This window comes from Pseudoblastomonas aquimaris (assembly GCF_035481675.1).
Lineage (GTDB): Bacteria > Pseudomonadota > Alphaproteobacteria > Sphingomonadales > Sphingomonadaceae > Alteriqipengyuania_B.
Genome location: NZ_JAYJJW010000001.1, coordinates 1450574 through 1477008 on the forward strand (window position 1 = coordinate 1450574; position 26435 = coordinate 1477008).

Sequence of the window (26435 nt, forward strand, 5' to 3'; positions counted from 1 at the left end):
TTGGCTAGGGCGCGAAGCGCGACGGTGCGTAGAGGTCCGCGTCCAGCCTTTCCGTCATCGTATCGCGCGGCCTCCCGAGCAGGAGCTGCGCGCCGAGCCGCGCGGCGGCCGGCGCGGTCTGGATGCCATATCCGCCCTGCCCGGCGAACCAGAAGAAACCGCCAACTTGCGGGTCGAAGCCGTAGACTGGCAGGCGATCCGGCGCGAAGCTGCGCAGGCCGGCCCATTTGCGCTCCACCCGCAGCGGTTTCCACGTCGTCACCGCCTCCAGCCGGTCGATGGCGAGCGCGACGTCCATTTCCTCCGGTGCTGCGTCGCAGGGGGCGGACGGCGTCTCGTCATGCGGGCTCAGCCACAAGCGGCCATTCTCCGGCTTGAAGTAGAAGCCGCCATTGATGTCGAGGCACAGCGGCATGTCGGCGGGCGGCGCGGGATCGGTCTGCAGCTGCACGACCGTGCGGCGCAGCGGCGCGATGCCGAGCGGGCGCGCACCGGCGATTTGCGCCAGCATATCGGCCCAGGCGCCCGCAGCGTTCACGAGCGTCCCTGCGGACAGCGTGTCGCCGCCGGCGAGGTCGAGCGTCCAGCCGTCGGCGCTCCTGTTCGCCGCGACGACCCGCGACCGGGTCAGCAGCGTCACCCCGCCCTTACGCGCCAGGCCAAGGTAATGCGCGTGGAGCCCGCCGACATCGATATCGGCGCAGTCGGGCTGGTCGATGGCGCGGTCCCATTCGGCCCTGAGGCCGGGGACGCGGCTTTCGAGCGCTGCCCGGTCGATGCGGGAGAAGGTTGCGCCGGTGTCCGCGAACCGCCCCTCGAAGCGGTCGAGCGCACCCTCGTCCCCTTCGCGCGCAAGATAGAGCGCGCCGCGGCGGCCGAGGAAGCCGCCTTCGCGCAGGTAGGATCCTGAGGCGAGCGTGAGCGGCACGATCTCCGGCCCGCCGTAGCATTCCTCCCAGAAAGCCGCGCTGCGCCCCGTCGCGTGGTAGCCGGGCGCATCCTCCGCCTCGAGCAGCGCGATGGAGAGCTTGGCCCCATTCGTGCAGGCCGCACGCGCGCATTCGGCGGCGAGGCTGGCCCCCGCCATGCCTGCACCGACGATGGCGATGTCGAAACGCAGGCTCACTGTTTCGGCAGCGTCTCGTCGAGGAAGGCGTCGATCTCGCCCAGCGCGCGGTCGCGCACGCCGTCCACTTCGCGCAGGATCTCGTGCCGGGCTTCCGTGCCGAAGCGGACCAGCGTGGCATTCGGCATCCGCTCGATGGCGCGCTCCACCGCAGCGTGGCTGACGAGCTTGTCGTGCGAGGTGGAGATCGCGACGGTCGGCACGCGCACCGCCTCCAGCACGCCGGGGCGGTCGAGGCCGCGTACCGAGGCATAGGCGCGTTCGACCCAGCCCCAACTGCCGGGCCCCATGACGAGGCCGGGGCGCTCGGTCCGCCACCACTGCTCGTCGGCATAGCGATCGTCGTCGTGGGTCAGCAGCTTTTCGCGCCCTGCAGGTATCTCGCCCGGCTTCTCGCTCCACTTCCACGCCGGCCGCTTCGGATCGCCGATGGCGATCATCAGCTTCGCAAAGCCGTGGGCGACGGGAAGCGGCAGCGGCGGACCGGTGAAGCCGAGCATGGGCGCGGACAGAACCAGCGCGTCGGGCGCTGCGGCACCGTCCACCACGGCGCGCAGGGCAAGGTGGCCGCCCATCGAATGGCCGCACAGGACATACGGGCCGGGCGTTTCCGCAACCCAGCTGTGCCAGAAGCCCTTCAGGTCCGCGATCCAGGTGCCGAAGTCGTCGACATGGCCGGTGACCTCGTCGCCGCCCAGCCGCCCGGACAGCGCCTGCCCGCGCCAGTCGATCGCGGTGACGTGCCAGCCCCGCGCCGCCCAATGCTCCAGCGTTTCGAGGTATTTCTCGTAGAAATCGCCGCGCCCGGGACAGAACAGCAGCGAACCGCGCGGATTTCTGGCTGCGAAATCGATCCGCCGGATCGCGTGGCCGTCGGCTGCTTTCCAGACGCTTTCCCGCGCAATTGCGGGAATTACGCGGCCCGCAGTGCGCTCCGCGGCATCGGTGTTGCTGGTTTGGCTAATTCCAACCTCCTCGGCGTGGTTACTTTTTGGTAAGCCCTTCCCCGTAACGATGCCTTCCGTGGGACCGCCAGGGGGGCATCATGCCAGGATTTGACGTGCAGTACGTGCTGCTTGCCGCATTGGCAATCGCGCTCGTCATCGCTGCATTTACCGACATCAAGGAGCGCCGGATCGCCAACTGGCTGACCGGCTCCATCGCCGTTTCCGCTCCGCTGTTCTGGTGGGCGACGGGCCTGTCTCTGTGGCCCGGCGTCGCGCTGCAATTCGGCGTCGCCATCGCCGCCTTCGCCGTCTTCGCCGCGCTGTTCGCGATGAAGTGGATGGGCGGCGGCGACGTGAAGCTGCTGACCGCGCTCGCCCTGTGGGTGGAGCCGACCATGTTCCTGCGCCTGATCGTGTTCATGGCCCTGATCGGCGGCGTCCTGACGCTGCTGATGGGCATGTGGCACATCATGCGCCGCCAGCGAGAGCGGCTGGCCATTCCTTACGGGGTCGCAATCTCGTCTGCCGGGCTCTGGGTGCTCGGCTCCCATTACATTCCCCAGATGCAGGGCGGCATCGCGGGGTGAACCTGATTTTAACCAATCCGGCCGATAAGCGCACCATTCGTAACGCTTGGCCAATCGAGGGGGCATAACGCGCCATGGACAGGAAGAAGCTTATTTTGCTCGTTGGGGCGCTGGTGATTGCCATCGGCACCGCTTTTGCGGCCCGTAGTCTGATTGCCGGTGCCAGCGCACCCCAGGCGGAGGCCGGTCCGGTCGAGCCGCAGGGTCCGAAGGTCCTGGTGGCGCAGCGCGCCCTCCCCGTCGGCACTATCATCAGTGCGGATTCGGTCGGCTTCCAGCTGTGGCCGCAGGAAATGGTCCGCGATGCCTATTTCATCGACGGCGAGGCCGACATGAGCAAGCTGCTCGGCACCGTGGTCCGCCACCCGATCACGGCCGGTGAGCCGGTGACGCAAGGTGCGCTCGTCGCGCCGGGCGACCGCGGCTTCCTGGCCGCTGCACTCGGCCCGGGCATGCGCGCCGTCACCGTCCCCGTTTCGGCCAAGACCGGCGTTGCCGGCTTCGTGTTCCCGGGCGACCGTGTCGACCTGATGCTGACGCAGACGGTCAAGGGCGCAGAGGGCCCGCCGCTGCAGGCGACCGAAACCATCCTGCGCAACGTCCGCGTGCTCGCCACCGACCAGTCGACCGAGCAGGAGATCGTCGAAGGCAAGACCGTGGTCACCGCGTTCCGCACGGTGACGCTGGAAGTGACCCCGACGATCGCCGAGAAGATCTTCGTCGCCCAGACGATCGGTACGCTCAGCCTGTCGCTGCGCTCGATCGCCGACAGCCAGTCGGAACTGGAACGCGCCATCGCCAGCGGTGACGTGACCCTGCCGGAAGGCGCCACGCCCGAAGAGGAAGAGGAAATCCTGCGCGCCGCGATGAGCCGCCCGCTGGATGGCCGCGCCACCTTCTCGACCGGCGGCGACGTGTCGCGCTTCCAGCGCTCCAGCGTCCCGTCGCAGACCAGCGAGCGTGAACGCCTGCGGATGGAAGCCGAACGCGCCCGCCTGTCGCAGCAGAGCAGCTACAGGCCGCGTGCAGAAGTCCGTCCGCCTCGCGCGGCCGAGAGCACCACCACCACCGTCGCCGTTCCGCGCGGCCCCGTGGTCCGGGTGACCCGCGGCAAGAGCACCACCGCAGTACCGGTGGATTGAGGGTGGCCATGAACACGACAACCACATTCGCCGCCCGCACGGGCACGACTTCGAGGGGCAAGACCATGAAACGCCTGTTTGCAACCATGCTGACCGCCACCTGCGCGCTCGCTCCGCTGGCCCTCGCGCCGACGGCGCCGGCCCGGGCCCAGTCGGTCATCCGCCCCGCTTCGGACATCGTCCTGTCGGTGGGCCGCGGCGAACTGATCACCGTGCCCGGCGCGATGACCGACATCTTCGTCGCCAACGAGGCGATTGCCGATGTCCAGGTGAAGTCGCAGCGCCAGCTGTACGTTTTCGGCAAGTCGGGCGGGACCACCACGGTCTATGCCAGCAACGCCGCCGGCGATGTCATCTGGTCCGCCAACGTGCGCGTCGGATCGAACATCGACAGCGTCGACCAGATGCTGGCGCTGGCCATGCCGGATGCCCGCATCTCGGTCGCCACTATGGGCACCAACACCGTGCTGCTGACCGGCACCATCGCTTCGCCGGAAGATGCGGCCGAAGCCGAACGGCTGGTCGAAGCCTTCGTGGGCGAGGACGCCAATGTCGTCAGCCGCCTGCGCATGGCGACGCCGCTGCAGGTGAACCTACAGGTCCGCTTTGCCGAGGTCAGCCGCTCGCTGGTCCGCACGCTGGGCGCCAACTTGGCCAGCATCGACGGGACCGATGGTTTCCAGTTCGGCATCGGACAGGGACGCGGCCCGACCACCTTCCGGCCGGGTTCGGCCACGGGCGTGGGCAGCAGCATCAAGACGCAGATTCCCGATCCCAACAACCCCGGTAAGTTCATCGAGGTCGACGGGACGAACATCCCCCCCGCCTCGCTCGGCACGACCATTGCCGGGGTCGGCGAATTCCTCGGCCTCGACCTTGCCGGCGCGCTCGACCTTGCCGAACGCCAGGGCTTGGTGACCACGCTGTCGCAGCCCAACCTGACCGCGCTTTCGGGCGAAACCGCCAGCTTCCTGGCCGGTGGCGAATTCCCGATCCCGATCAGCCAGGGCCTCGGCAGCACGTCGATCGAATATCGCAAGTTCGGCGTCAGCCTGTCCTACACGCCCTACGTCCTCGCCAACGGCCGGATCTCGATCCGCGTGCGGCCGGAAGTGTCGGAACTGTCGAGCCAGGGGGCGGTGACGCTCAACGGCTTCCAGGTCCCGGCGCTGACCATCCGGCGCGCCGAGACGACCGTGGAACTCGGCTCCGGCCAGAGCTTCATGATCGCCGGCCTGATGAGCAACAGCTCGCAGAGCTCGATCGAGAAAGCTCCGGGCCTCGGCGACCTGCCGATCCTCGGCAACCTGTTCCGCAGCACCGAATTCCGGCGCGGCGAAACCGAGCTGGTGATCGTGGTGACGCCGTACCTGGTGAACCCGGTCAACGACCGCGACATCATCCTGCCGACCGACGGCTTCCGTTCGCCGAACGTAGCCCAGCAGCTGCTGCTGAACCAGAACCAGGACGGCCAAAGCGGTGCACGCCGCCCCGGCCCGACCGAAGCCATCGTGGAGCAGGCGCCGCAAGTCGGTGCCGCCCAGCAGGGCAACACCGCGCCCGCGCGCACCGCCGCCCTGCCCACCCCCGGCTTCAGCCTGAACGACTGAGAAAGGTGACCACCATGTCCAACTTCAACAAGAAAACCGGCTTCGTGGCCATCGCCGTCTCGCTCGGCCTCGCGCTGGGCGCCTGCAGCGGCCAGCCGCAGAACCGCTCGCTCTATTCAACCAAGCAGCCGGTCGTGGAACGCTCGAACTACTCGCTCGACCTTGCCAGCGGCGCGGGCGGGCTGACGGTGGCCGAACAGGCCCGCCTCAATTCGTGGTTCGAAACGCTCGAGCTCGGCTATGGCGACAGCGTCTATGTGGACGATCCGCTGTCGAGCGGCGCCACCCGCGAGGCCGTGGCCCAGATCGCCGGCCGCCACGGTGTGCTGATTTCGCAAGGAGCCCCGGTGACCCCCGGTTACGTCGATCCGGGCACGACCCGCGTCGTCGTCAGCCGCGCACGGGCATATGTCCCCGGCTGTCCGGACTGGTCGTCGAAAGACGGCTTCAATTGGACCAACGGGACCAGCCCCGGATACGGCTGCGCCGTCAATTCGAACCTGGCCGCCATGGTCGCCAATCCGCAGCACCTGATCGAAGGTGAAAAGGGAACCGGCGAAACCGTGGTCGCCACATCCAATCGCGCCATCCAGAGCTATCGCGACGCCGAACCGACCGGCGCCGGCGGCCTGCAGGGCGAAAGCCTCAGCGAAGGGGGGAACTGAGCCATGAACGCACCCTGGAAACCCGGCGCAGGCGGCAATCGCGATCCGTTCTCCGCATTCATCTGCGACGAAACCTCGCTCGACGTGCTGCGGCCCGTCGTGGTCGAAATGGGCTGGCAGCCCGAAAAGTGCAACAAGGGCGGCCTGCGCAACGCGGTGCAGTCGCTCTCGATCGCCGCGAGCCCTGCCATCCTGATGGTCGACCTGTCAGAATGCGGCGACCCGCTGAACGATATCAACGCCCTGGCCGAGGTCTGCGAACCCGGCACGGTGGTGATCGCGGTCGGCCAGGTGAACGACGTTCGCCTGTACCGCGACCTGCTGTCGAGCGGCATCCACGATTACCTGCTGAAGCCGCTGTCGGCGGGCCAGCTGCGCGATTCGCTCAGCCAGGCGCAGGCCGTGTTCGCCGCGCCCAAGGGCGGTGACGGATCGGTCGCCAAGAAGCACGTATCGACCGCAGTGGTCGGCACGCGCGGCGGCGTCGGGTCCTCGATGCTGGCGACCTCGCTCGCCTGGCTGTTCAGCACCGATCACGCATCGCCCACGGCGCTGCTCGATCTCGACGTGCACTTCGGTACCGGCGCGCTGACGCTGGACCTGGAGCCGGGCCGGGGCCTGACCGACGCGATCGACAACCCCAGCCGTATCGACGGCCTGTTCATCGAACGCGCCATGATCCGCGCCAACGACAATCTCGCCATCCTGTCCGCAGAAGCGCCGATCAATGCGCCGCTGATGACCGACGGTGCGGCCTTCGCCCAGCTACAGGAGGAGTTCAAGCAGGCCTTCGAGATGACCGTGGTCGACATGCCGCGCAACATGCTGATCAATTTCCCGCACCTGCTGCACGAAGTGAACGTGGTGGTGGTGGCGACCGAAATGACGCTGGCCAGTGCGCGCGATGCGATCCGCATCCTGTCGTGGCTGAACACCAATGCCCCGCACGCCACCCCGCTGGTGGTCGCAAACAAGGTGCAGGGCGGTGCCGGCGAAATCAGCAAGGCCGATTTCGAAGCGTCGATCGAGCGCAAGATCAACTTCACGATCCCTTACGACGTGAAGGCTGCGACCAACGCCGCCAAGCTCGGCCAGACCTTTGCCGACGCCAACCGCTCGGCCAAGTCCGGCTCGGTCGTGCGCGACATCGCCAAGGCGATCGTCGGGGCAGGCGACGAGGACGGCGTGGAGGAACTGGCGGCAGCGGGCGACAAGTCGCTGCTCGGCAAGTTCGACATCAAGTCGTTCCTCACGCCCAAGAAGGCCAAGGGCGCCAAGTCCGAAGCCGAAACCGAAGCTGCGGAATGAGGTGGCGGGCCGGGTGCCGCGTGCGCCCGGCCCTCCCCGCCATCCCGCCCATCCGAACGCAAGAGGCGAATAGACCATGGATATCTTCACGCTGGCACTGATCGCGGCAGGCATCATGGCGCTTATGGTGCTGGGATATGCCTTCATCGCCGCGCCCTCTGCCGCCAAGGAAAGCCAGCGCCGCCTGCAGGCCGTGCGCTTCCGCCACTCGCAGGACGCGGAAACCAAGGTCGAATCGCAGCTGAAAAAGGCGATCGCGGCACGCAAGCCCAAGGCGCACAAGCTCGCCGGCTCCGGCTCGCGCGTGCAGGCGCTGGAACTGCGGCTGGACCGGACGGGCAAGGGCTGGACGCTGACGCAGTACATGTATGCCTCGATCGGCATCGCGCTCGCCGTCATGCTGATCATCTACATGAAATCGGGCAGCCTGATGCTCGGCCTGGCGCTCGGCATCGTGTTCGGTGCGGGCATCCCGCACCTGGCGGTCGGCCACTTCATCAAGAAGCGTTCGAACGCCTTCACGGCGAAATTCCCCGACGCAATCGAGCTACTGGTTCGCGGCCTGCGTTCGGGCCTCCCGGTCACGGAAACGCTGGCCGTGGTCGCGCAGGAAATCCCCGGCCCTGTCGGCATCGAATTCAAGAGCGTGGTCGAACGCATCAAGATCGGCCGCACGATGGAAGAGGCGCTGCAGGAAACCGCCGACAAGCTCAACACGCCGGAATTCAGCTTCTTCTGCATCACTCTGGCGATCCAGCGGGAAACGGGCGGCAATCTTGCCGAAACGCTTTCCAACCTCGCCGACGTGCTCCGCAAGCGCGGCCAGATGAAGCTGAAGATCAAGGCGATGAGCTCGGAATCGAAGGCCTCCGCCTATATCGTGGGCGCCCTGCCGTTCATCGTGTTCGCGATGATCTGGTGGATCAACCCGGACTACATCGGCGGCTTCTTCGTCGAGGAACGCCTGATCATCACCGGCCTCGGCGGCCTGGTATGGATGAGCATCGGCGTGTTCATCATGGCCAAGATGGTCAGCTTCGAGATCTGAGCGGGGGACGATAACAATGTTGCAGACATCCTCCGGCCCGACCCTGATGGGCGTCGACGTGATTTTCGTCGGCTCCATCCTCGCCGGCGTAGCCGCCCTTGCCGTGATGATGGCGGTCTATGCCGCGGTCACGATCAAGGACCCGATGGCCAAGCGCGTGAAGTCGCTCAACGCCCGGCGCGAAGAGCTGAAGGCGGGCATCGTCACCGGCAGCGCCCGCAAGCGCCAGAGCCTGGTCAAGAAGAACGAGACCCGCGACAAGGTCCGCGAATCGCTGGAAGGCATCAACGTCCTCCAGGAAAGCCAGCTCAAGCAGGTGCAGCAGCGCCTGGCGCAGGCCGGCATCCGCGACAAGGACTGGGCCCCGGTGGTCATCGGCGCCCGCATGGTCGCACCGATCGTGCTGGGCTTCATCGCCATCATGGTGGTGTTCTGGTCCGACATGTTCCCCGACTGGGGCACGACCAAGCGCGTCGCCGCGTTCGCCGTCGCCCTGCTGATCGGCTACAAGGCGCCCGACGTCTTCGTGACGAACATGGTGACGAAGCGGACCGCGGAAATCCGCAAGGGCCTGCCCGATGCGCTCGACCTCCTGGTCATCTGCGCCGAGGCCGGCCTGACCGTGGACGCCGCCTTCAACCGCGTCGCCAAGGAACTGGGCCGCGCCTATCCGGAACTGGGTGATGAGTTTGCCCTCACCGCGATCGAGCTGTCGTTCCTGACCGAGCGGCGCCAGGCGTTCGAAAACCTCGCCTACCGCGTCGATCTCGATTCGGTGAAGGGCGTGGTGACGACCATGATCCAGACCGAACGCTACGGTACTCCGCTCGCTTCGGCGCTGCGCGTGTTGTCGGCCGAATTCCGCAACGAGCGCATGATGCGCGCGGAAGAAAAGGCCGCCCGCCTGCCGGCGATCATGACCGTGCCGCTGATCCTGTTCATCCTGCCGACGCTGTTCATCGTCATTCTCGGCCCGGCAGCCTGCGACATCTCCGATGCCTTCGCATCCAACGGCCCGGCGAACGGCGGCAGCGTCTAGCGACCGGGCGAAACAGGGCCTCTTCAGGAGGCAGTAAACGAGACGAGGCGGCGCCGGCTATCCGGTTGCCGCCTCTCTTATCTTGGCCAGCGCCGAAACCAGCGCCTCGCGTTCGGGACCGTCCAGCCCGTCCAGCATCCGCTCTTCCAGGCCGAGTGCCAGCGGCAGGATCTCGTCGTGCAGTTCGCGGCCCGTGGCGGTCAGTTCCAGCATGTGGGAACGGCCGTCGCTGCGGTTCGGCGCACGGTCGACCAGCCCGCGTTCTGCCAGCGCCTTCACCGCCCGGTTGACTGCGACCTTGTCCATCACCGTCAGCTCGGTCAGTTCCCGCTGCGTCGCCTCGCCCGTGTCGCCCAGCACCGCCATGATCCGCCATTCCGCGATCTTCAGCCCGAACCGGCTGTGATACTCGCGCGCGATCCGCTCGCTCACTGCGTTGGAGGTGATGGAAAGCAGGTACGGCACGAAGCGCGCCAGCCGTGTCGTCTCGCTCATCGGATCAGCGCTTCAGGCCGGAGGTCAGGAATTCGATCACGTGTTCGCGATAGGCATCGCGCAACCCTTCGGTCAGCGTGTCCTGGCCGTAGCAATGGCGCAGTACCAGCCGTGCCGAAAAGAACCGGTCGCACGCGCCGGTGGCGGTGAAATAGAACAGCTGCGGGTCCACGTCGCGGAACACGCCGCGCTCCACCCCTTCGGCGATCAGCTGCTGGTAGGCTTCGTTGAGCGGGGTGAGATAGCTGTCGGCGATGCGCTGGGCTTCCTCGTCGTCGCTGTCGCGCACCAGCCGCATCAGCAGGCGGTTGAGATAGGGCGTGGCGTAATAGGTATCGACCATGGCGGAGATGTGCCGCCGCAGCTTGGCTTCCGGTTCCATGTCCTTGTGCATCAGCGCCTGCACCGACTGGACGATGCTTTCCATGTCCCGGTCCAGCAGCGCCTTCAGCAACCCGGCCTTGTTGCCGAAATAATACTTCACCAGCGCGGAATTGAGGCCGGAGCGGAGCGAGAGTTCGGACAGCGAGATATCCACCGCATCGCCTTCGCGCATGATCGCGGATGCCGTTTCCAGCAGCTTTTCCCGCGCGCCGTCGGGCGGATTGTCGATGGCCTTTGCGTTCATTGTCCAACGCTCCCCTTCAGGCTCATATCCCCGGCCACCCTCCCCGGCGGCGCAATGTTCTCATTCGTACCCGGGTTCGTCCCACCACGGGTAAAAGTCCGGCATATCGCCCGATGGCCTGCCGGGGAAGTCCGGGGCCCGCTTTTCCAGGAAACTGCGCACACCTTCGGCCGCGTCGGGGGCTTTCGACATGCGATAGATCGCCCGGCTGTCGACCCGGTGGGCCATCATCGGATGGTCGGCGGCGGACAGGCGCCACATCATCGCGCGGGTCATGGCGATGGTGACGGCAGAAGTGTTGTCGGCGATTTCCCTCGCAAGGGCCTGCGCCGCATCCATCAGGTCCCCCTGCGGGTGGACGGAGCGGACGAGACCGCCCTCCTTCGCCTCCGCCGCATCGAAGATACGGCCGGTGTAAGTCCATTCGAGCGCCTGCTGGATGCCGACGATCTTAGGCAGGAACCAGCTGGAGCATGCTTCGGGCACGATGCCCCGCCGCGCGAACACGAAGCCATAACGCGCGCTGTCGGCGGCGAGGCGGATATCCATCGCCAGCTGCATCGTCGCGCCCACGCCCACCGCCACGCCGTTGCAGGCGGCGATCAGCGGCTTGGTGGAATTGAACAGGCGCAAGGTCAGCCGCCCGCCGCCGTCGCGCACGATCTCGTCCGACAGGTCGGCATCGGGGCGGTCGGAACTGAACGGCCCGCTGCCGTCTTCCGGCGTCAGGTCGGCCCCGGCGCAGAACGCGCGGTCGCCGCTGCCGGTGAAGATCACCGCCCGCACCGCGTCGTCCGCATCCATATCGTCCATCGCGGCGATGATTTCCCGCATCATCACCGGCGTGTAGGCGTTCATCTTTTCCGGGCGATTGAGCGTGATGGTCGCGATGCCATCGGCCACGTCGACTTCAATCTGCGTCCAGGCCATTACGGCGCTCCTCCTCAAACTGGTTCGGCCGAATGGAGCACGCGCAACACGCCTGTGGCAAGCGAAAGCCATCCATTTTCCCTCGGGCCGCGCAGGCCGACGGAATCCGATGCGGAACTGCGCGATGCTGCGCCGGTTGATGCGGGGCAAACCAGGAGATTTTTCATGAACATTCTCGTCGCCGGCTCGACCGGCAACACCGGCGCGCGCCTCGTGCAGGAACTGCAGAACCGTGGCCACCACACCGTCGCCCTCGTCCGCCCATCGTCCGACACCAGCGTGCTGCCGGACGATGTCGCGCTGCGGCAGGGCGACCTGACGGACCTTTCGGACGACGTGACCGAGGGCTGCGACGTCGTGATCTTCGCTGCCGGTTCGGGCGGCGATACCAGCGCCGAAATGACCGACAAGGTCGACCGCGACGGGGCAATCCGGCTGATCGACATTGCGCAGGAAAACGACGTAAGCCGCTTCGTCATGCTCAGCTCCGTCGGCGCGGGCGATCCCGATCCCGACAGCGACCTGGCGCATTACCTCGAAGCCAAGCACGCGGCCGACGAGCACCTGAAGAACAGCGGGCTGGAATATGCGATCCTGCGCCCCGTTTCGCTGACCGACGACGGGCCGACCGGGTCGGTGAAGCTGGGCGACAATGTCGATCCCGGCGGCAAGGCGGCTCGCGGCGATGTGGCGCAAGTGCTCGCCGATGCGGCCGAACAGGACGACTGGGCCGGCGCGGTCAAGCTGATGGAAACGGTGTACTGACCCAGCCGTCTCCGCAATGAAAAGCGCCGCCGTTCCGGGCGCGGAACGGCGGCGCTTCGTTTTGCGGCAATTGCAGTATCAGCGCGGGGCCATGCGGATCGCGCCGTCGAGGCGGACGTCCTCGCCGTTGAAATAGCCGGTCTCGATCATGCACATGGCGAGCCTGGCGTATTCGTCCGGATTGCCGAGACGCTTGGGGAACGGGACGCTGGCGGCCAGCGCGTCCTTCACCTGCGGCGGGGCGGCGTTCATCAGCGGGGTGTTGAAGATGCCCGGCAGGATCGTGTTCACGCGGATGCCTTCTTTCATCAGGTCGCGCGCGATGGGCAGGGTCATGCCGACCACGCCGCCCTTGGATGCGGAATAGGCTGCCTGGCCCATCTGCCCGTCTTCCGCCGCGACGGACGCGGTGTTGACGATCGCGCCGCGGTCGCCGTCATCGCTCAGCGGGTCGAGGGTGAGCATGCCGGCCGCCGACTTGGCGATGCAGCGGAACGTGCCGATCAGGTTGACCTGGATCACGAACTCGAAGGCCTGCAGCGGATAATGCTTGATCTCGCCCGTCTGCTTGTCGCGGCTGGCGGTCTTGATGGCGTTGCCGATGCCCGCGCAATTGACGAGGATACGCTCCTGCCCGTGGGCCTCTCGCGCCTTGGCGAAGCCGGCGTCGACCTCTTCCTCGCTCGTCACGTTGACCTTGCAGAAGACGCCGCCGAGTTCGGCGGCCATCGCCTCGCCCTTCTCCTCGTTCATGTCGAAAATGGCGACCTTCGCGCCCTTGGCCGCAAGCGCGCGCGCGGTCGCGGCACCGAGGCCCGATGCGCCGCCGGTGACGACGGCGGGAGTGTTGCTGCTGACTTCCATGAAAATATCCTCTCTTGAACTCGTCGGATTACAGCGCCTCGACGCCGCTATTCGTGAATGGGCTTACAGCGCCTCGACGCCAAAAACCGTGAATTCGCTCACAGCGATTCAACGATGGTGACGTTGGCGACGCCGCCGCCTTCGCACATCGTCTGCAGGCCGTATTTCTTGCCGCCGCGCTTCAGCGCATGGAGCAGCGTCGCCATCAGCTTCGTCCCGCTGGCACCCAGCGGGTGGCCGAGGGCGATCGCGCCGCCGTTCACATTCAAGCGGTCCGGGTCCGCGCCCGTGTGCTTCAGCCACGCGAGCGGCACCGGGGCGAACGCCTCGTTGACTTCGTAAAGGTCGATATCGCCGATTTTCATGCCCGCCCGCTCCAGCGCGCGGTCGGTGGCGAACAGCGGTTCTTCCAGCATGATGACCGGATCGCCGGCGGTGACGGTCAGGTTGTGGATGCGCGCCATCGGGGTGAGCCCGTGGTCCTTCAGCGCCCGCTCGCTGACCACCAGCACCGCGCTCGACCCGTCGCAGATCTGGCTGCTGGTGGCCGCGGTGATCGTTCCTTCGGGGGTCAGCAGCTTGACCGATGCGATGCCCTCCAGCGTCGCATCGAAGCGGATGCCCTCGTCCACGGTGTGCAGCTGCGTGCCTTCGGGCGTCTCCACCTCGACCGCGACGATCTCGTCCGCGAACGCGCCCGCTTCGGTGGCCTTCGCCGCCTTCGCGTGGCTGCCGAGCGCGAAGCTGTCGAGCTGGTCCTTGGTGAAGCCGTGCTTCTTGACGATCATCTCCGCGCCCATGAACTGGGACCACTGGATGCCGGGATATTTCTCCTCCAGCCCGGGCGACTTGTAGTGGCCGAGGCCCTCTTTCATGTGGAGCATGGCGGTCGAGCCCATCGGCACCCGGCTCATGCTTTCCACCCCGCTGGCGATGACGACGTCCTGCGTGCCGCTCATCACCGCCTGCGCGGCGAACTGGATCGCCTGCTGGCTGGAACCGCACTGCCGGTCGATGGTCACCGCCGGGGTGGACTGCGGCAGGTTCTTCGCCGCCAGCACGGCGTTGCGCCCGACCTGCATGGCCTGCTCCCCGCCCTGGCTGACGCAGCCCATGACCACGTCGTCGACGGCATTCGGGTCGATCCCGCTGCGCTCCACGATGGCATCGAGCGACTTTGCCGCAAGGTCGACCGGGTGGACCCCCGCCAGCCTGCCCCCGCGTTTGCCGCCGGCGGTGCGCACCGCCTCCACGATATATGCCGTCGCCATGGAAAACCGCCTTCCTAATCGATCGATTAAATACGCTTCCCGCAGCGCCTAGTGAAGCAGGGGGCAAACGGTCAAGTCCCCGCATCCATACGCGTGCGCGGGCAACCTGTGCCGCCACTTCCGCCACCTGTGCATACGAAGGCATGGGCGAGGCAACGGCGAAGATCGAAACGTTGTGCGACTGCGAGACCGTTCCACCTGTAACCGGAATGTCACAGTCATGAACCGATGGCGGAAAACCGCCCCGAATCCTTTTGCGTGAAGGCAGGGCTGCGCTAGTCAGCGATGCATCCAACGCTCCCGTTCCGGCGGGTTTCGATATTTGGATGGTAAAACTGCCGCCCTGCATGCTGCCGGGTGGCCGTCTTAGGGGACTAGCAAACATGCAGAATACCACTTTCCGCAAGGGTCTGCTGGCGTCGAGCTCGGCGCTGAAGGCTCTCGCACTGGTGGGTGCTGGTGTTGCCGCTTCGACCGGAGCCATCGCTCCGGCCGCAGCGCAGGACTACACCTCCGGTGCCATCACCGGCCAGGTAACCGATGAAAGCGGTGTGCCCGTCAGCGGCGCAACCGTTACCGCAACGTCGACCTCCACGGGCCAGACCCGCTCGACGACGACCGGTTCGAACGGCAACTTCCGCCTCAACGCCCTGCCGACCGGCTCGTACGACATCGTCGTCAACGGCGGCGGCTTCGAAGACTTCACCGCCACCGGCGTGAACGTGCTGGCTTCGCAGGCTGTCGGCGTGGACATCTCGGTGTCTTCGGCCAACGTCATCACCGTTATCGGTACCACCATCGTCCGCGACTTCGAAGGCACCACCCAGGGCCTCAACATCGACGTGGAAGAGCTGACCAAGCGCGTTCCGCTGCCGCGCGACCTGACTTCGGTCGTGCTGCTCGCACCGGGCACCACGCAGGGCGACAGCGCATTCGGCAACCTCGCCTCCATCGGCGGTTCGTCGGTCGCTGAGAACGCCTATTACGTGAACGGCCTCAACACGACGAACTTCGACAACTACCTCGGTTCGGCCCGCGTGCCGTTCGACTTCTACCGTTCGGTGGAAGCGAAGACCGGTGGTTACCCGGCCGAATTCGGTCGTGCGACCGGCGGTATCGTCAACGCCGTGACCAAGTCGGGTTCGAACGACTTCTTCGGCGGTGTCCACCTCGACTGGGCGCCGAAGTTCGGCCGCACCGACGGTGATGAACTGCAGACCTGCTCGTTCGACGATCCGGGCTCCATCTCCGGCACTCCGGTTGTCACCGGCCCGATCTCGTGCGTCGATCTTACCAACCGCGACGCCGACGAAGCTTCCAGCTACTCGGCCGTCATCGAAGCCGGTGGCCCGATCATCGAAGATCGCCTGTTTGTCTATGGCCTCGTGGAATTCCGCGAAACCAAGTCGAACACCGTGAACCGCATCAGCGGCCTGTCGACCCAGAACATCCAGGACAACCCGTTCTGGGGTGCCAAGGTCGATGCGTATCCGATCGACAGCCAGCACTTCGAATTCACCATCTTCGACACGCGTCGCGAAACGGTCCAGTCGACCGCTCCGTACACCGAAGGTGCCGGGGACAACGGCTTCAACATCGGCGACTATGAAACGACCGGTATCTTCAACTTCGGTGGCATCAGCTACGTCGGCAAGTACACCGGTACGTTCACCGATTGGCTGACCGTTTCGGCTGCCTACGGTGTGATGGAAGATCGCTTCGACAACGTGTCGAGCGGTGCCGCTGCGGCCCTGCCGTACAGCGTCAACGTCTCCGGCGGTCCGATCAACGGTGTCGGCAACGGCGGTCTGCTGAACGGCCAGCGCGCTGCTTCGCTGTCGACTCCGTACGAGACCCGGCGTGAATTCTACCGCGCCGACGTCGACCTGTACTTCGACCTTCTCGGTTCGCACCACATCCGTGCCGGTTTCGACACCGAAATCAACACGCTGCGTCGTGGTACGGTCCGTACGGGTGGTGATTACCTGCTCGGCAACGGTCGCATCACGCAGGAAGCCTATGACGCTGGTGCCGGCGGTGCCGGTTTCGCCTACGTCTATCGTGCAGGCGGTATCGTCGAGCTGAACTACTTCAACTCGGGCGGTGCTTTCGAATCGACCAACCGTGCGTTCTACATCCAGGACGAATGGAACGTCACCGATCGCCTGACCCTGAACCTGGGCCTGCGTCGTGACGACTTCACGCTCGACAAGGCTGACGGTACGGACTTCCTCGACCTCGAAGAAAACTACGCTCCGCGCGTCGGTTTCACCTACGATGTCGGCGATAACGGCCGCCTCTTCGGCTTCTTCGGTCAGTACTTCCTGCCCGTCGCGTCGAACACCGCCTTCCGCGGTGCCGGTGCCGAGTTCTTCCTGCGCGAACGCTACAACTACAGCAGCGTCCGCAGCGATGGTACTCCGGTCATCACCAGCCAGGTCACCGACAACCCGAGCTACCAGAACACCTGTCCGTTCGCTCTGACGCCTCAGGGCAACGGCGTGAACTGCTCGGTCACGGGCGACGGTTCGGTTCCGCCGAGCGACGCCTTCTTCGCAGCCGACCTCAAGGCCACCAAGCAGTCCGAATACATCCTCGGTTACGAGCATGACTTCGGCGGCTTCAGCCTGGGTCTCGCCTACATCCATCGCAACCTCGACCGCACCGCGGAAGACGCAGCGATCGACGCGGCTGTGATCGATTACTGTCAGGCCAACGGCATCACCGGTTGTGAAACGGTCTGGACCGGCTTCCACCAGTACGTGACCTACAACATCGGCGGCGACCTCACGGTGGCCCTGCTGGGTGACGACGACGTGACCAGCGTTCCGCTGGACGGCGTGGTTCTCACCATCCCGGCGGAAGACATTCCGTTGCCGGCAGCAAAGCGTACCTACGACGCGGTCGAATTCACGTTCGAACGTCCGTGGGACGGCCGCTGGAGTGTCCAGGGCAGCTACACCTGGTCGCGCAGCTACGGTAACTCGGAAGGCTACGTGCAGTCGGACTTCGGTCAGGACGATGCCGGCATTACGCAGGACTTCGACCAGCCGGGCTTCACCGACTTCGCCGAAGGCCGTCTGCCGAACGATCGTACGCACCGCTTCAAGCTCTTCGGTGCCTATGCACCGATCGAAGAGTTTGTCGTCGGTACGAACATCTCGGTCGACTCGCCGCGTCCGCTTAGCTGCTTCGGCTTCCACCCCACCGATGTCTTCGGCAACCTCTATGGTGCGGCTTCGCACTATTGCGGTCTGCAGCCCGCTCCGCGCGGCGAAGGCAGCGAAACCGACTGGATCTACAACGTAGACATGTCGTTCCGCTACAACATCGATGCGGGCCAGGATCGTCAGATCAGCTTCACTGCAGACGTGTTCAATATCTTCAACTTCCAGAACGTTACCCAGCGTAACGAATTCGGCGAGACGGATATTGCTACCGCGAACGCAGCTGGCGAACCGACGTCGGTGTTTTACAACCCGAACTACGACATCGTGACGGGCTACCAGGCTCCGCGCAGTGTCCGCTTCGGCATCGACATCCTGTTCTAATCGCAAGATCGGAACACGAATCGAAACAGGGAGGGGCGGTCTTCGGACCGCCCCTTTCTTTTTGCGTAATCGATATGTGAAAGCGGGCTGCGGCGCCGCGCCGTGAATTCCCTAGCCGGCGTAGGCTGCGCGGAATTCGTCGAGCAGGGGGCCGTAAGCCTCGGCCTGCCCCACGCGGTCGGTCCGCATCGGTTCGCGCACCTGCATCGCGCTCGCCGTACGCACCACCCGCTCCTGCCGGTGGAACTGCGCCATCGCCCGGTCGTAGGAAACGCCGGCGTGGTCGGCGATCTTCGGGATCCAGACGTCGGGCGCGCTCACCAGTTCCTCGTACGGCACGGTCATGATCCGCTCCGGGAAAAGCTTCACCCAGTGGGCGAACAATCGGTCCTCCAGCGCGAAGACACGGCCGATATCGGCCAGCGACCAGCTCCACGGCACGCCCGCGGTAAAGTAGGTGCGGAAGCACGACAGCGCCGTGTCTTCGGGGCTTCGGCGCATCCACAGCACCCGCGCATCGGGCAGCGTGTGCAGCAGCAGCCCCATTCGCAGCGATTGCTGCAGCGTCTTGTCGACGATGCGCCCTTCCGGTCCGAAGCGTTCCGCCAACAGGCCTTCGTATGTCCGCGCCAGCGTGCCCCACGGATCGGGATGATCGCCCATCGCCGCTTCGAATTCATGCGCGCCGATCATGGTCTCGCCCGCTACCGGGATCAGCGCAGGGCGCAGCAGGTTGATCTCGCCCCCGTCGGCAATGTCCGGATGGGCGGTCAGGATCGTTTCGGTCAGCGTGCTTCCCGAACGCGGCAGGCCGTTGACGAATATCGCGCGGCTGCCCGAATGGCCGGAGGGACGCAGCCTCGCCATCCGCTCGGGCGTGAAGTCGGTCAGCGCCTGCGTCGCCTGCCGCTCCATCGCGTCGTAATCGAACGTCTCGGTGCCCCGGCGCAGGGCCGCGCCTTCGGAATAGGCTTCGAAGGCAGCGCCGAAATCGCGGCAGTCGTGATAGGCCTTGCCCAGCGTGTAGAGCAGCCGGCTGCGCAGCATCGGATCGGTGAGGCCCGGCGCGCTGCGCAGCTTTTCAAGCGCGGCAAGATCCGGGTCTCCCGGCGCGAATGTCTTGGTCATCGCCAGCGCCGACCAGCTTTCGATCATCGCCGGCTTCTGCGCCAATGCGGCGCGGAAATGGCTTGCGCCTTCCTCCGCCTTGCCCTCGCCCACGGCCTGCGTGCCGAGGAAGTGCTGCACCTGCGGGATCTGCCGGTGCTTTTCCGCCAGCCGGGCGACCTGCTCGCGCGCTTCGCGGCTGCGCCCGGTCTCGACCAGCTCGCCCCAGCCATAGAGCAGGCGGCTCAGCGTGGGCGGCGGCGTGGCGGCGAAACGGCGCGCGGCCTCGCGCTGGATGTCGACCGCGCCGATCTGCTTTGCCAGCCGCCCGATGCTCTGCCACCGCTCGCCATTTGGTGGCCCCTCGCGCACCTCTTCGCGCAGGAGTGCGACCGCGCCATCGCGGTCGAGGCGCTTCAGCGCCTCCACGGCGGCGAGCACGCGGTTGGTGGCAGCGGAGTTGGTGGCAGGGGGCGACGTCACGCCCCTGCCCTAGCGCGCCCCATCCCCCGGCTCAATCGCCGCGCGCCGCAAGCGCACTCTCAACCGATCCCTCAACCGGCTTCGGTGGTCATTTCCAGCGCGCCGTCGCCTTCGTCGATATGGACGGTGCTGCCGTCGGGAATGTCGCCCTGTAGCAGCTTGTCGGCGAGCGGATCCTGCAAGTAGCGCTGGATCGCCCGCTTCAGCGGCCGCGCGCCATAGACCGGGTCGTAGCCCACACGGCCGAGCCACTTGCGCGCCCCGTCGGTCAGGTCGAGCGTGATCTTGCGATCCTTCAGCAGCTTCTGCACCCGCGCGACCTGGATATCGACGATCGGCGCCATGTGCTCTGCCGCGAGGCGGTGGAACAGGATGATCTCGTCCAGCCGGTTGAGGAATTCGGGGCGGAAATGCCCGCGCACCACGTCCATCACCTGCGGTTCGACATCGTCCACCGTCTGTTCGTCGGTCAGCTGCGTCAGGAACTGGCTGCCGAGGTTGCTGGTGAGGATGATGAGCGTGTTGGAAAAGTCCACCACGCGGCCCTGCCCGTCCGTCAGCCGCCCGTCGTCGAGCACCTGGAGCAGCACGTTGAACACGTCGGCGTGGGCCTTCTCCACCTCGTCGAACAGCACGACCTGGTAGGGGCGGCGGCGCACCGCTTCGGTCAGCACCCCGCCCTCGTCGTACCCGACATAGCCCGGAGGCGCGCCGATCAGGCGGGACACGGCGTGCTTTTCCATGAATTCGCTCATGTCGATGCGGACCATCGCGTCGTCGTCGTCGAACAGGAAGCCGGCGAGCGCCTTCGTCAGCTCGGTCTTGCCGACGCCGGTGGGGCCGAGGAACAGGAAGCTGCCGAGCGGGCGGTTCGGGTCCTGCAAGCCGGCACGGCTGCGGCGCACCGCCTTGGACACGGCGGTGACCGCCGCTTCCTGCCCGATCACGCGCTTGCCGAGCAACTGCTCCATCTGCAGCAGCTTGTCGCGCTCGCCCTCCATCATCTTGTCGATCGGGATGCCGGTCCAGCGGCTGACGACACCGGCGATATCCTCTTCGGTGACCTCTTCCTTCAGTAGCGCGTTGTCGGTCTGGCCGGCGGCCTCCTCCAGCTGCTTTTCAAGCTCGGGGATGCGGCCATAGGACAGCTCGCCCGCCTTCTGCAGGTCGCCGGCGCGCTGCGCCTGCTCCAGCTCCAGCCTTGCGGCGTCGAGCTGTTCCTTGACCTTGGCTTCGGCGTGGATCTTGTCGCGCTCGTTTTGCCAGCGGGTGGTGAGCTCGCTCGACTGCTGCTCCAGCTCCGACAGTTCCTTGCGCAGGTTTTCCAGCCGGTCTTTCGAAGCGCTGTCGGTTTCCTTCTGAAGCGCGGATTCCTCGATCTTCAGCTGGATGATCCGGCGGTCGAGATTCTCGATCTCCTCCGGCTTCGATTCCACTTCCATGCGGATGCGGCTTGCCGCCTCGTCCATCAGGTCGATCGCCTTGTCGGGCAAGAAACGGTTCTGGATATAGCGGTCGGACAGCTGCGCCGCGGCCACGATGGCACCGTCGGTGATGCGCACGCCATGGTGCAGCTCGTATTTTTCCTTGATGCCGCGCAGGATGCTGATCGTGTCTTCCACGCTCGGCTCGTCGATATAGACGGCCTGGAAGCGCCGCTGGAGCGCGGGGTCCTTCTCGACATATTTCTGGTACTCGTCGAGCGTGGTGGCGCCGATGCAGTGCAGTTCGCCGCGCGACAGGGCGGGCTTGAGCAGGTTGGATGCATCCATGCTGCCTTCCGACGCGCCCGCGCCGATCAGCGTGTGCATCTCGTCGATGAACAGGATGATCTGCCCGTCGGCGCCCTTCACCTCGTCCAGCACGGCCTTCAGTCGCTCCTCGAACTCGCCGCGATATTTCGCGCCCGCGATCAGCGCGCCGAGATCGAGCGACATCAGCGTGCGGTCCTTCAGGCTGTCGGGCACGTCGCCATTGGCGATGCGCAGGGCAAGGCCTTCGGCGATGGCGGTCTTGCCGGTGCCGGGTTCGCCGATAAGCGCCGGGTTGTTCTTGGTCCGCCGCGCGAGGATCTGCACCGTGCGGCGGATTTCCTCGTCGCGGCCGATCACCGGGTCGAGCTTGCCGTCGCGCGCCGCCTGCGTCAGGTCGCGGGCATATTTCTTCATCGCGTCGTAGGATTCCTCGGCGCTGGCGGTGTCCGCGGTCTTGCCCTTGCGCAGTTCGTTGATCGCATCGTTGAGCGCCTGCGGGGTCACCCCCGCGTTCTTGAGCGCCTGGCCGGCCGAGGTCGTGGTGGCGAGAGCGAAGGCGACCAGCAGCCGCTCCACGGTGACGTAGCTGTCGCCCGCCTTGTCGGCGACCTGCTGCGCTTGGTCGAGAACGCGCACGGCGTCGTTGTCGAGCCCCGGGGTGCCCTGCGCCCCGCCGCCGCTGACGGCCGGGACCTTGGCGAGCGCGGCATCGACACCGTCTTCCACGGCGCGCGGATTGCCGCCGGCGCGCGCAATCAGCCCGCTGGCCATGCCTTCGGGATCCTCGATCATCGCTTTCAGGATGTGATCGGGGCTGATCCGCTGGTGGTTCATGCGGATCGCCACGGTCTGCGCGGCCTGCAGGAAACCCTTCGCGCGGTCGGTGAATTTTTCCAGGTTCATCGAAAATCCCTCGTTGAATGTCCCGCCGGAGATAATGTTGCAAATTTGCAACACAAGGGCCGGACGCGCGCATTTTTACGCTGTGTTGCCTAACTAAGTCACCTCGCGCCGAAAGCAAGCCCGTTCGGGCCCGCTCGCAGCGCGGCGTTTACGCTCCGTTTACCACGTTTGCCTAAGTCAGGTTCCGCACGGCGAATGCGCCGGACCGGGGGAATTCATGACCAAGACTATCGTTTCGCGCAGTGTACTGATGGCCTGCACCGCATTCGCCGCGCTGGCTGCGCCCGGCGCCATGGCACAGGACGGCGACGAGCTGGCCGCCATCGTCGAGCGGCTCGACCGGCTGGAGCGCGAGAATTCCGAATTGCGCGCCGAGGTCGAGGCCTTGCGCAATACAGACGCCGCGGCGCCGGCCCAGCCCCGCGTGACAACCACCGTCGCCGCGGCAGGCCCGCAAGCCACCGGCATCGCACCGACCGTGGACGAGGTTGCCGGCGACAGCGACCCGCAGATCGTGGGCGTCGCGCCCGATTACGGTTTTGCCATGCTCGACCATGCGGAAAGCGTGAACACAAAGCCGCTGCTGCAGCTGCGCGCCATAGCCGACGGCACGCTGGACGATACGGTCACCTTTTCCGGCAGCGTCACGGCCATCGTGAACTACCAGAACAGCAATATCGACGACACGTTCGGTTACCTGATGCGCCACCCCACCGGCGCGAACCAGAACGGCAAGCACGTATCCGAAGCGGTGCTCCATTCCGCGCAGCTCGCCTTCACTGCACGGCTGGCGGACGGCTTCACCGGCTATGCCGAGCTGCTTTACGATCCGCAGCAGAGCTTCGGCACCGGCACGATCACCACACTCACCCGAAACCAGGTCCAGCTGCGCCGCGGCTGGGTGATGGTCGGCGATCTGGAGCGTAGTCCGGCCTACGCGCTGCTGGGCAAGATGGACATTCCCTTCGGCCTCCAGGACACGGTCAGCCCTTTCACCAACTCGACCAACTGGCACGCCTTTGCCGGCCTCGCCTACGGCGCACAGGTCGGGTACTACGCCGACGGGCTCAGCCTGCGCGGTATGGCGATCCAGGGCGGCGCGCAGTTCCGCGGGGCGAACGCGCCGGTCAACGGTACCGCCATCCCCTCGCGCCTCAACAACTTCGCAGTGGATGCCAGCTACGAAGCGGAATTCGCGCCCCGCTATCGCGTGCGCTTCGGCGGCAGCTACCAGCATGCGACCGCCTATTGCCAAGGCTATCCGGTGTTCCATTTCAACCCGTGCGAGGAGCCGAACGGCGCGTGGGCGGCTTACGGCAAGGCCGACCTTGAAGACCTGACCCTGCTCGGCGAACTCGCCCGCACGACCGACATCTGGAAAGGCACGGCCGTGCCCGACCCGACCAATCCGCTGAGCGAATTCGAAGCGGTGAAGGTCACCAGCTTCACCTTCGGCGGGCGCTACGGCTTCGGCGCGAACGAGGAAGACCAGGCCCGCCACGAATTCGCGGTGTCGGCGGAATTCAGCCGCTTCATCGCGGGCGACGATGGTTCGCCGTGGGAAGCGCAGAGCCAGTTCGTCGCCGGCCTGTCATGGTTCCCGGTCAGCAACGTCAACCTGTTCGGCGAATTCATCCGCGCCGACGGCTTCGTCCCGCTCAATTTCCTCAGCGGCGGCAACCTGCCCGGCGGCGCCACGTGGTCGCGCCAGGATGCGCTGACCAACGTGCTGCTATTCGGCATGGAAGGCTCTTTCTGACCTTCCTGAGAGCGGGTCCGGAGCTTATTCCAGATCAGCTTCCTCGAAGCTGTAATCGAGCAAATCGCCGGGCCGGCATTCCAGGATAGCGCACATTTTCGCCAGCGTGGAGAACCGCACGCCGCGGACCTTGCCGGACCGGAAAAGCGACATCTGCGTCTCGCTGATGCCCACTTTTCCGGCCAGTTCCTTGCCGGTCATGCCCCTGTCGTGGAGCACGCGGTCAAGCGTTATCGCGACGGGCATCAGACGAACTCGTCCAGTTCGCGCGCCTTGCTGAAGGACTGGCCGGTCAGCCGGCCGACCATGACCAGCAGCAAGCCGACCGCGACGATCGACAGATACGTCGGATCGAATACGGCGATGCTGGAATATTCATCCGGAAACAGGCTGCGCAGCAACAGCGGCGTGCCGAGCGTATCCATCGCGCCGCCCAAGGCGATGAAGACACCCACGGCGCCGAGCAGGCGCGGCAGGATCGGCGCAAAGCTGCGCCCCCGCCATACCTTCCAGCCCGCCCAGGTGATCCCCGCGAGCGCCATCAGGTAAGGCGCTGCGCCCAGTCGCTTGACCGTCCAGGGCGTGCTTTCGCCCCAACCGCCCAGCCAGGATGCCAGCGGCAACAGCACGATCAGCGCCACCAGGATCGCCCCGCCCCCCGCACACACCATCACCAACAGACCTTCGCGGCGCATCTTCGATCGATCATCCGACATAATTTAACCTTGACTTAAATTTTTGCCCCTTCATTTATGCCTTAGTTAAATTACAGAAGGCGTCGTGGCAATGGAAATGGCGATACGAACCGCGGGTCTCCGCAAGCGACTGGGCGGCCGGACGATCATCGACGGCCTCGACCTTTGTGTGCCGACGGGCAGTATCTACGGCTTTCTCGGCCCCAACGGCGCGGGAAAGACCACAGCCATGCGCTTGCTGCTCGGGCTGGTCCGGGCCGATGCCGGCACCGTCCACCTGCTTGGCAAGCCGCTGCGCACGGACCGGATCGCCTTGTTGCGGCGGATCGGCGCCTTCATCGAAAGCCCGGCGGTGTACGATCACCTGTCGGGCAGGGCGAATCTCGATCTTGCGCGAAGGATGATGTCCCTGCCTCCGCGCGAGGCGGACAGGGTCCTCGAAATCACCGGCATGGCCTCCCACGCGCGGCGCAAGGTGCGCGATTACTCGCTCGGCATGCGGCAGCGCATCGCCCTTGCCCGCGCCTTGCTGGGCCGGCCCGAGCTGCTGCTGCTGGACGAGCCGACCAACGGCCTCGATCCCGAAGGCATCGCCGACATGCGCTGGCTGATCCGCAGCCTGCCGCAGCAGGCGAATTGCACGGTCTTCCTCTCCAGCCACCTGCTGGCCGAAGTCGAGCAGGTCGCGGACCACGTCGGGCTCCTCCGGGCGGGAAGCCTCGTCAAGGAAGGACCGTTGCAAATGCTGCTAGGCGCAGGCCGGAATGTGCGCGTCACCGTGGACGATGCCGCGCGCGCCACCACCGTGCTCGCCGCGAAGGGTTTTGCGGCGGAGAAGGCGGGCGCAGCTTCGCTGCTGGTTGCCGTGCCGGATGGCGCAAGCGCCGCCGACATCTCTGCTCAGGCAAACGCCGCGCTGGTCACGGCCGGCGTTCCGGTAATGCGCCTGTGCGAAGAAAAGCGGTCGCTGGAAGAAATCTATCGCGAGATCGACGGGCCGCGCACGCAGGAACGGGGGCTGGCAGCATGATCGCCCTCGTCCGCGCCGAGCTGGCCAAGCTCGGCGGCTCGCTGGCCCTGCTGTTTGCGCTGGTCGTCCCCGCGCTCACCGCGCTTCTCGCCGTCCTGGCGCTGGTCACCGACATGCAGGAAAGCCGGTGGCTGACAATCATCGACCGGCTGGTCCTGCCCCTGTGGGTCATGTTCCTGCTGCCCATGGCGACGGCCGCCTTCTGCACGCTGGTTGCGCAGATCGAATACCGGGCCAAGGCGTGGGACACCGTCCTCAGCCAGCCGTTTCCGCGCTGGCAGGTCTTCGCGGCAAAGCTCGTCGTCGTGAGCCTCGCCATCGCCGGGATGACGGTCCTGACCTTTGCCTATGCCTATGTCCTCGTCGGCGGGGTTTCGGCGGCGCTCGGCATCCTGCCGCAAGGCCCGCTGGGCCTGGACGAGCTCGGCATGAAGGTGCCGAGACTGCTGGGCGCAGCCTTCTTCCTCGTCGTGCTGCAATTGTGGTCCGCCTTGCGGTTCGGCAATTTCGTGATTCCCCTCGCCGTCGGGATCGGCGGCACACTGGTGGGGCTGGCGGTGCTGATCACGGGCACCGATAAGGCGGGCTGGTTCCCGTGGGTGCTGACGCTGACGTCCGTTCGGCCGGAGGGCGGTTTGTGGCCGGTCTGGCTCGGCATCGGCGGCGGTGTCTGCGCTGCGCTCGCCATGCTGGCCGACCTGGGCCGCCGCGCGATGCGCTGAACCTTG

Annotated in this window: 23 protein-coding genes; 12 read left to right on the top strand and 11 right to left on the bottom strand. The window is 66.0% G+C overall.

What is annotated here, in order from left to right; translation table 11 throughout:
- Positions 1–4: 4 nt before the first annotated feature.
- Together VCJ71_RS07180 and VCJ71_RS07185 are read right to left on the bottom strand one after the other, a co-directional pair.
- Positions 5–1126 carry an NAD(P)/FAD-dependent oxidoreductase gene (locus VCJ71_RS07180; RefSeq protein ID WP_324640069.1) on the bottom strand — a complete coding sequence of 374 codons (1122 nt, stop codon included), beginning with the start codon at positions 1124–1126 and terminating at the stop codon, positions 5–7.
- The gene (locus tag VCJ71_RS07185) at positions 1123–2142 is read right to left on the bottom strand and encodes an alpha/beta hydrolase (protein ID WP_324640899.1); all 1020 of its coding nucleotides are present in this window, start codon (positions 2140–2142) and stop codon (positions 1123–1125) included. Before VCJ71_RS07185 ends, VCJ71_RS07180 begins: the two co-directional genes overlap by 4 nt.
- A gap of 29 nt (positions 2143–2171) precedes the next feature.
- On the opposite strand from VCJ71_RS07185, the gene VCJ71_RS07190 reads away from it, so the two are divergent.
- The 7 genes from VCJ71_RS07190 (at position 2172) to VCJ71_RS07220 (ending at position 9472) form a co-directional block, all read left to right on the top strand.
- The gene (locus tag VCJ71_RS07190; protein WP_324640071.1) at positions 2172–2660 is read left to right on the top strand and encodes an A24 family peptidase; all 489 of its coding nucleotides are present in this window, start codon (positions 2172–2174) and stop codon (positions 2658–2660) included.
- Between the two features lie 74 nt (positions 2661–2734).
- The gene (cpaB, locus tag VCJ71_RS07195; protein ID WP_324640073.1) at positions 2735–3802 is read left to right on the top strand and encodes a Flp pilus assembly protein CpaB; all 1068 of its coding nucleotides are present in this window, start codon (positions 2735–2737) and stop codon (positions 3800–3802) included.
- Positions 3803–3810: 8 nt separating this feature from the next.
- Entirely contained in the window at positions 3811–5412 is a 1602-nt protein-coding gene (locus VCJ71_RS07200) for a type II and III secretion system protein family protein (protein ID WP_324640075.1), read from the top strand.
- A gap of 14 nt (positions 5413–5426) precedes the next feature.
- Complete coding sequence (locus VCJ71_RS07205) at positions 5427–6077, top strand: CpaD family pilus assembly protein (protein WP_324640077.1); 651 nt, start codon at positions 5427–5429, stop codon at positions 6075–6077.
- A 3-nt stretch (positions 6078–6080) separates the two neighbouring features.
- On the top strand, positions 6081–7385 hold the full coding sequence (locus VCJ71_RS07210; RefSeq protein WP_324640079.1) for a pilus assembly protein CpaE: 1305 nt from the start codon (positions 6081–6083) through the stop codon (positions 7383–7385).
- Between the two features lie 76 nt (positions 7386–7461).
- Positions 7462–8433: a type II secretion system F family protein gene (locus VCJ71_RS07215; protein ID WP_324640081.1), complete on the top strand. Its 972-nt coding sequence runs from the start codon at positions 7462–7464 to the stop codon at positions 8431–8433.
- A gap of 16 nt (positions 8434–8449) precedes the next feature.
- Positions 8450–9472: a type II secretion system F family protein gene (locus VCJ71_RS07220; RefSeq protein WP_324640083.1), complete on the top strand. Its 1023-nt coding sequence runs from the start codon at positions 8450–8452 to the stop codon at positions 9470–9472.
- 57 nt (positions 9473–9529) lie between these two features.
- Here the strand turns inward: VCJ71_RS07220 and VCJ71_RS07225 are convergent, their stop codons facing one another.
- From VCJ71_RS07225 to VCJ71_RS07235, 3 genes are read right to left on the bottom strand one after another with little or no spacing between them, the layout of a single operon-like run.
- On the bottom strand, positions 9530–9967 hold the full coding sequence (locus VCJ71_RS07225) for a MarR family winged helix-turn-helix transcriptional regulator (protein WP_324640084.1): 438 nt from the start codon (positions 9965–9967) through the stop codon (positions 9530–9532).
- Between the two features lie 4 nt (positions 9968–9971).
- Positions 9972–10595 carry a TetR family transcriptional regulator gene (locus tag VCJ71_RS07230; protein ID WP_324640086.1) on the bottom strand — a complete coding sequence of 208 codons (624 nt, stop codon included), beginning with the start codon at positions 10593–10595 and terminating at the stop codon, positions 9972–9974.
- 60 nt (positions 10596–10655) lie between these two features.
- On the bottom strand, positions 10656–11525 hold the full coding sequence (locus VCJ71_RS07235; protein ID WP_324640087.1) for a crotonase/enoyl-CoA hydratase family protein: 870 nt from the start codon (positions 11523–11525) through the stop codon (positions 10656–10658).
- A 165-nt stretch (positions 11526–11690) separates the two neighbouring features.
- On the opposite strand from VCJ71_RS07235, the gene VCJ71_RS07240 reads away from it, so the two are divergent.
- Positions 11691–12290 (top strand): SDR family oxidoreductase, encoded by a 600-nt coding sequence (locus VCJ71_RS07240; RefSeq protein ID WP_324640089.1) that lies wholly within the window; start codon positions 11691–11693, stop codon positions 12288–12290.
- A gap of 78 nt (positions 12291–12368) precedes the next feature.
- Here VCJ71_RS07240 and VCJ71_RS07245 read toward each other — a convergent pair whose 3' ends face one another.
- Entirely contained in the window at positions 12369–13154 is a 786-nt protein-coding gene (locus VCJ71_RS07245; RefSeq protein ID WP_324640090.1) for an SDR family NAD(P)-dependent oxidoreductase, read from the bottom strand.
- A gap of 98 nt (positions 13155–13252) precedes the next feature.
- On the bottom strand, positions 13253–14425 hold the full coding sequence (locus tag VCJ71_RS07250; protein ID WP_324640092.1) for an acetyl-CoA C-acetyltransferase: 1173 nt from the start codon (positions 14423–14425) through the stop codon (positions 13253–13255).
- Positions 14426–14874: 449 nt separating this feature from the next.
- Here VCJ71_RS07250 and VCJ71_RS07255 point away from each other — a divergent pair, with 449 nt between their 5' ends.
- On the top strand, positions 14875–17976 hold the full coding sequence (locus VCJ71_RS07255) for a TonB-dependent receptor (protein ID WP_324640093.1): 3102 nt from the start codon (positions 14875–14877) through the stop codon (positions 17974–17976).
- Positions 17977–18087: 111 nt separating this feature from the next.
- Here VCJ71_RS07255 and VCJ71_RS07260 read toward each other — a convergent pair whose 3' ends face one another.
- Positions 18088–19566: a tetratricopeptide repeat-containing sulfotransferase family protein gene (locus VCJ71_RS07260; protein ID WP_324640095.1), complete on the bottom strand. Its 1479-nt coding sequence runs from the start codon at positions 19564–19566 to the stop codon at positions 18088–18090.
- Between the two features lie 71 nt (positions 19567–19637).
- On the bottom strand, positions 19638–22223 hold the full coding sequence (clpB, locus tag VCJ71_RS07265; RefSeq protein WP_324640096.1) for an ATP-dependent chaperone ClpB: 2586 nt from the start codon (positions 22221–22223) through the stop codon (positions 19638–19640).
- A gap of 217 nt (positions 22224–22440) precedes the next feature.
- On the opposite strand from clpB, the gene VCJ71_RS07270 reads away from it, so the two are divergent.
- On the top strand, positions 22441–23982 hold the full coding sequence (locus VCJ71_RS07270; protein WP_324640098.1) for a hypothetical protein: 1542 nt from the start codon (positions 22441–22443) through the stop codon (positions 23980–23982).
- A gap of 24 nt (positions 23983–24006) precedes the next feature.
- Here the strand turns inward: VCJ71_RS07270 and VCJ71_RS07275 are convergent, their stop codons facing one another.
- Together VCJ71_RS07275 and VCJ71_RS07280 are read right to left on the bottom strand one after the other, a co-directional pair.
- Positions 24007–24228 carry a helix-turn-helix domain-containing protein gene (locus VCJ71_RS07275; RefSeq protein ID WP_324640100.1) on the bottom strand — a complete coding sequence of 74 codons (222 nt, stop codon included), beginning with the start codon at positions 24226–24228 and terminating at the stop codon, positions 24007–24009.
- Positions 24228–24698: a hypothetical protein gene (locus tag VCJ71_RS07280; protein WP_324640102.1), complete on the bottom strand. Its 471-nt coding sequence runs from the start codon at positions 24696–24698 to the stop codon at positions 24228–24230. The genes VCJ71_RS07275 and VCJ71_RS07280 overlap by 1 nt, the downstream gene beginning before the upstream one ends.
- A gap of 76 nt (positions 24699–24774) precedes the next feature.
- On the opposite strand from VCJ71_RS07280, the gene VCJ71_RS07285 reads away from it, so the two are divergent.
- Positions 24775–25707: an ATP-binding cassette domain-containing protein gene (locus VCJ71_RS07285; RefSeq protein WP_324640104.1), complete on the top strand. Its 933-nt coding sequence runs from the start codon at positions 24775–24777 to the stop codon at positions 25705–25707.
- The gene (locus VCJ71_RS07290) at positions 25704–26429 is read left to right on the top strand and encodes an ABC transporter permease (protein WP_324640105.1); all 726 of its coding nucleotides are present in this window, start codon (positions 25704–25706) and stop codon (positions 26427–26429) included. The genes VCJ71_RS07285 and VCJ71_RS07290 overlap by 4 nt, the downstream gene beginning before the upstream one ends.
- Positions 26430–26435: the final 6 nt, after the last annotated feature.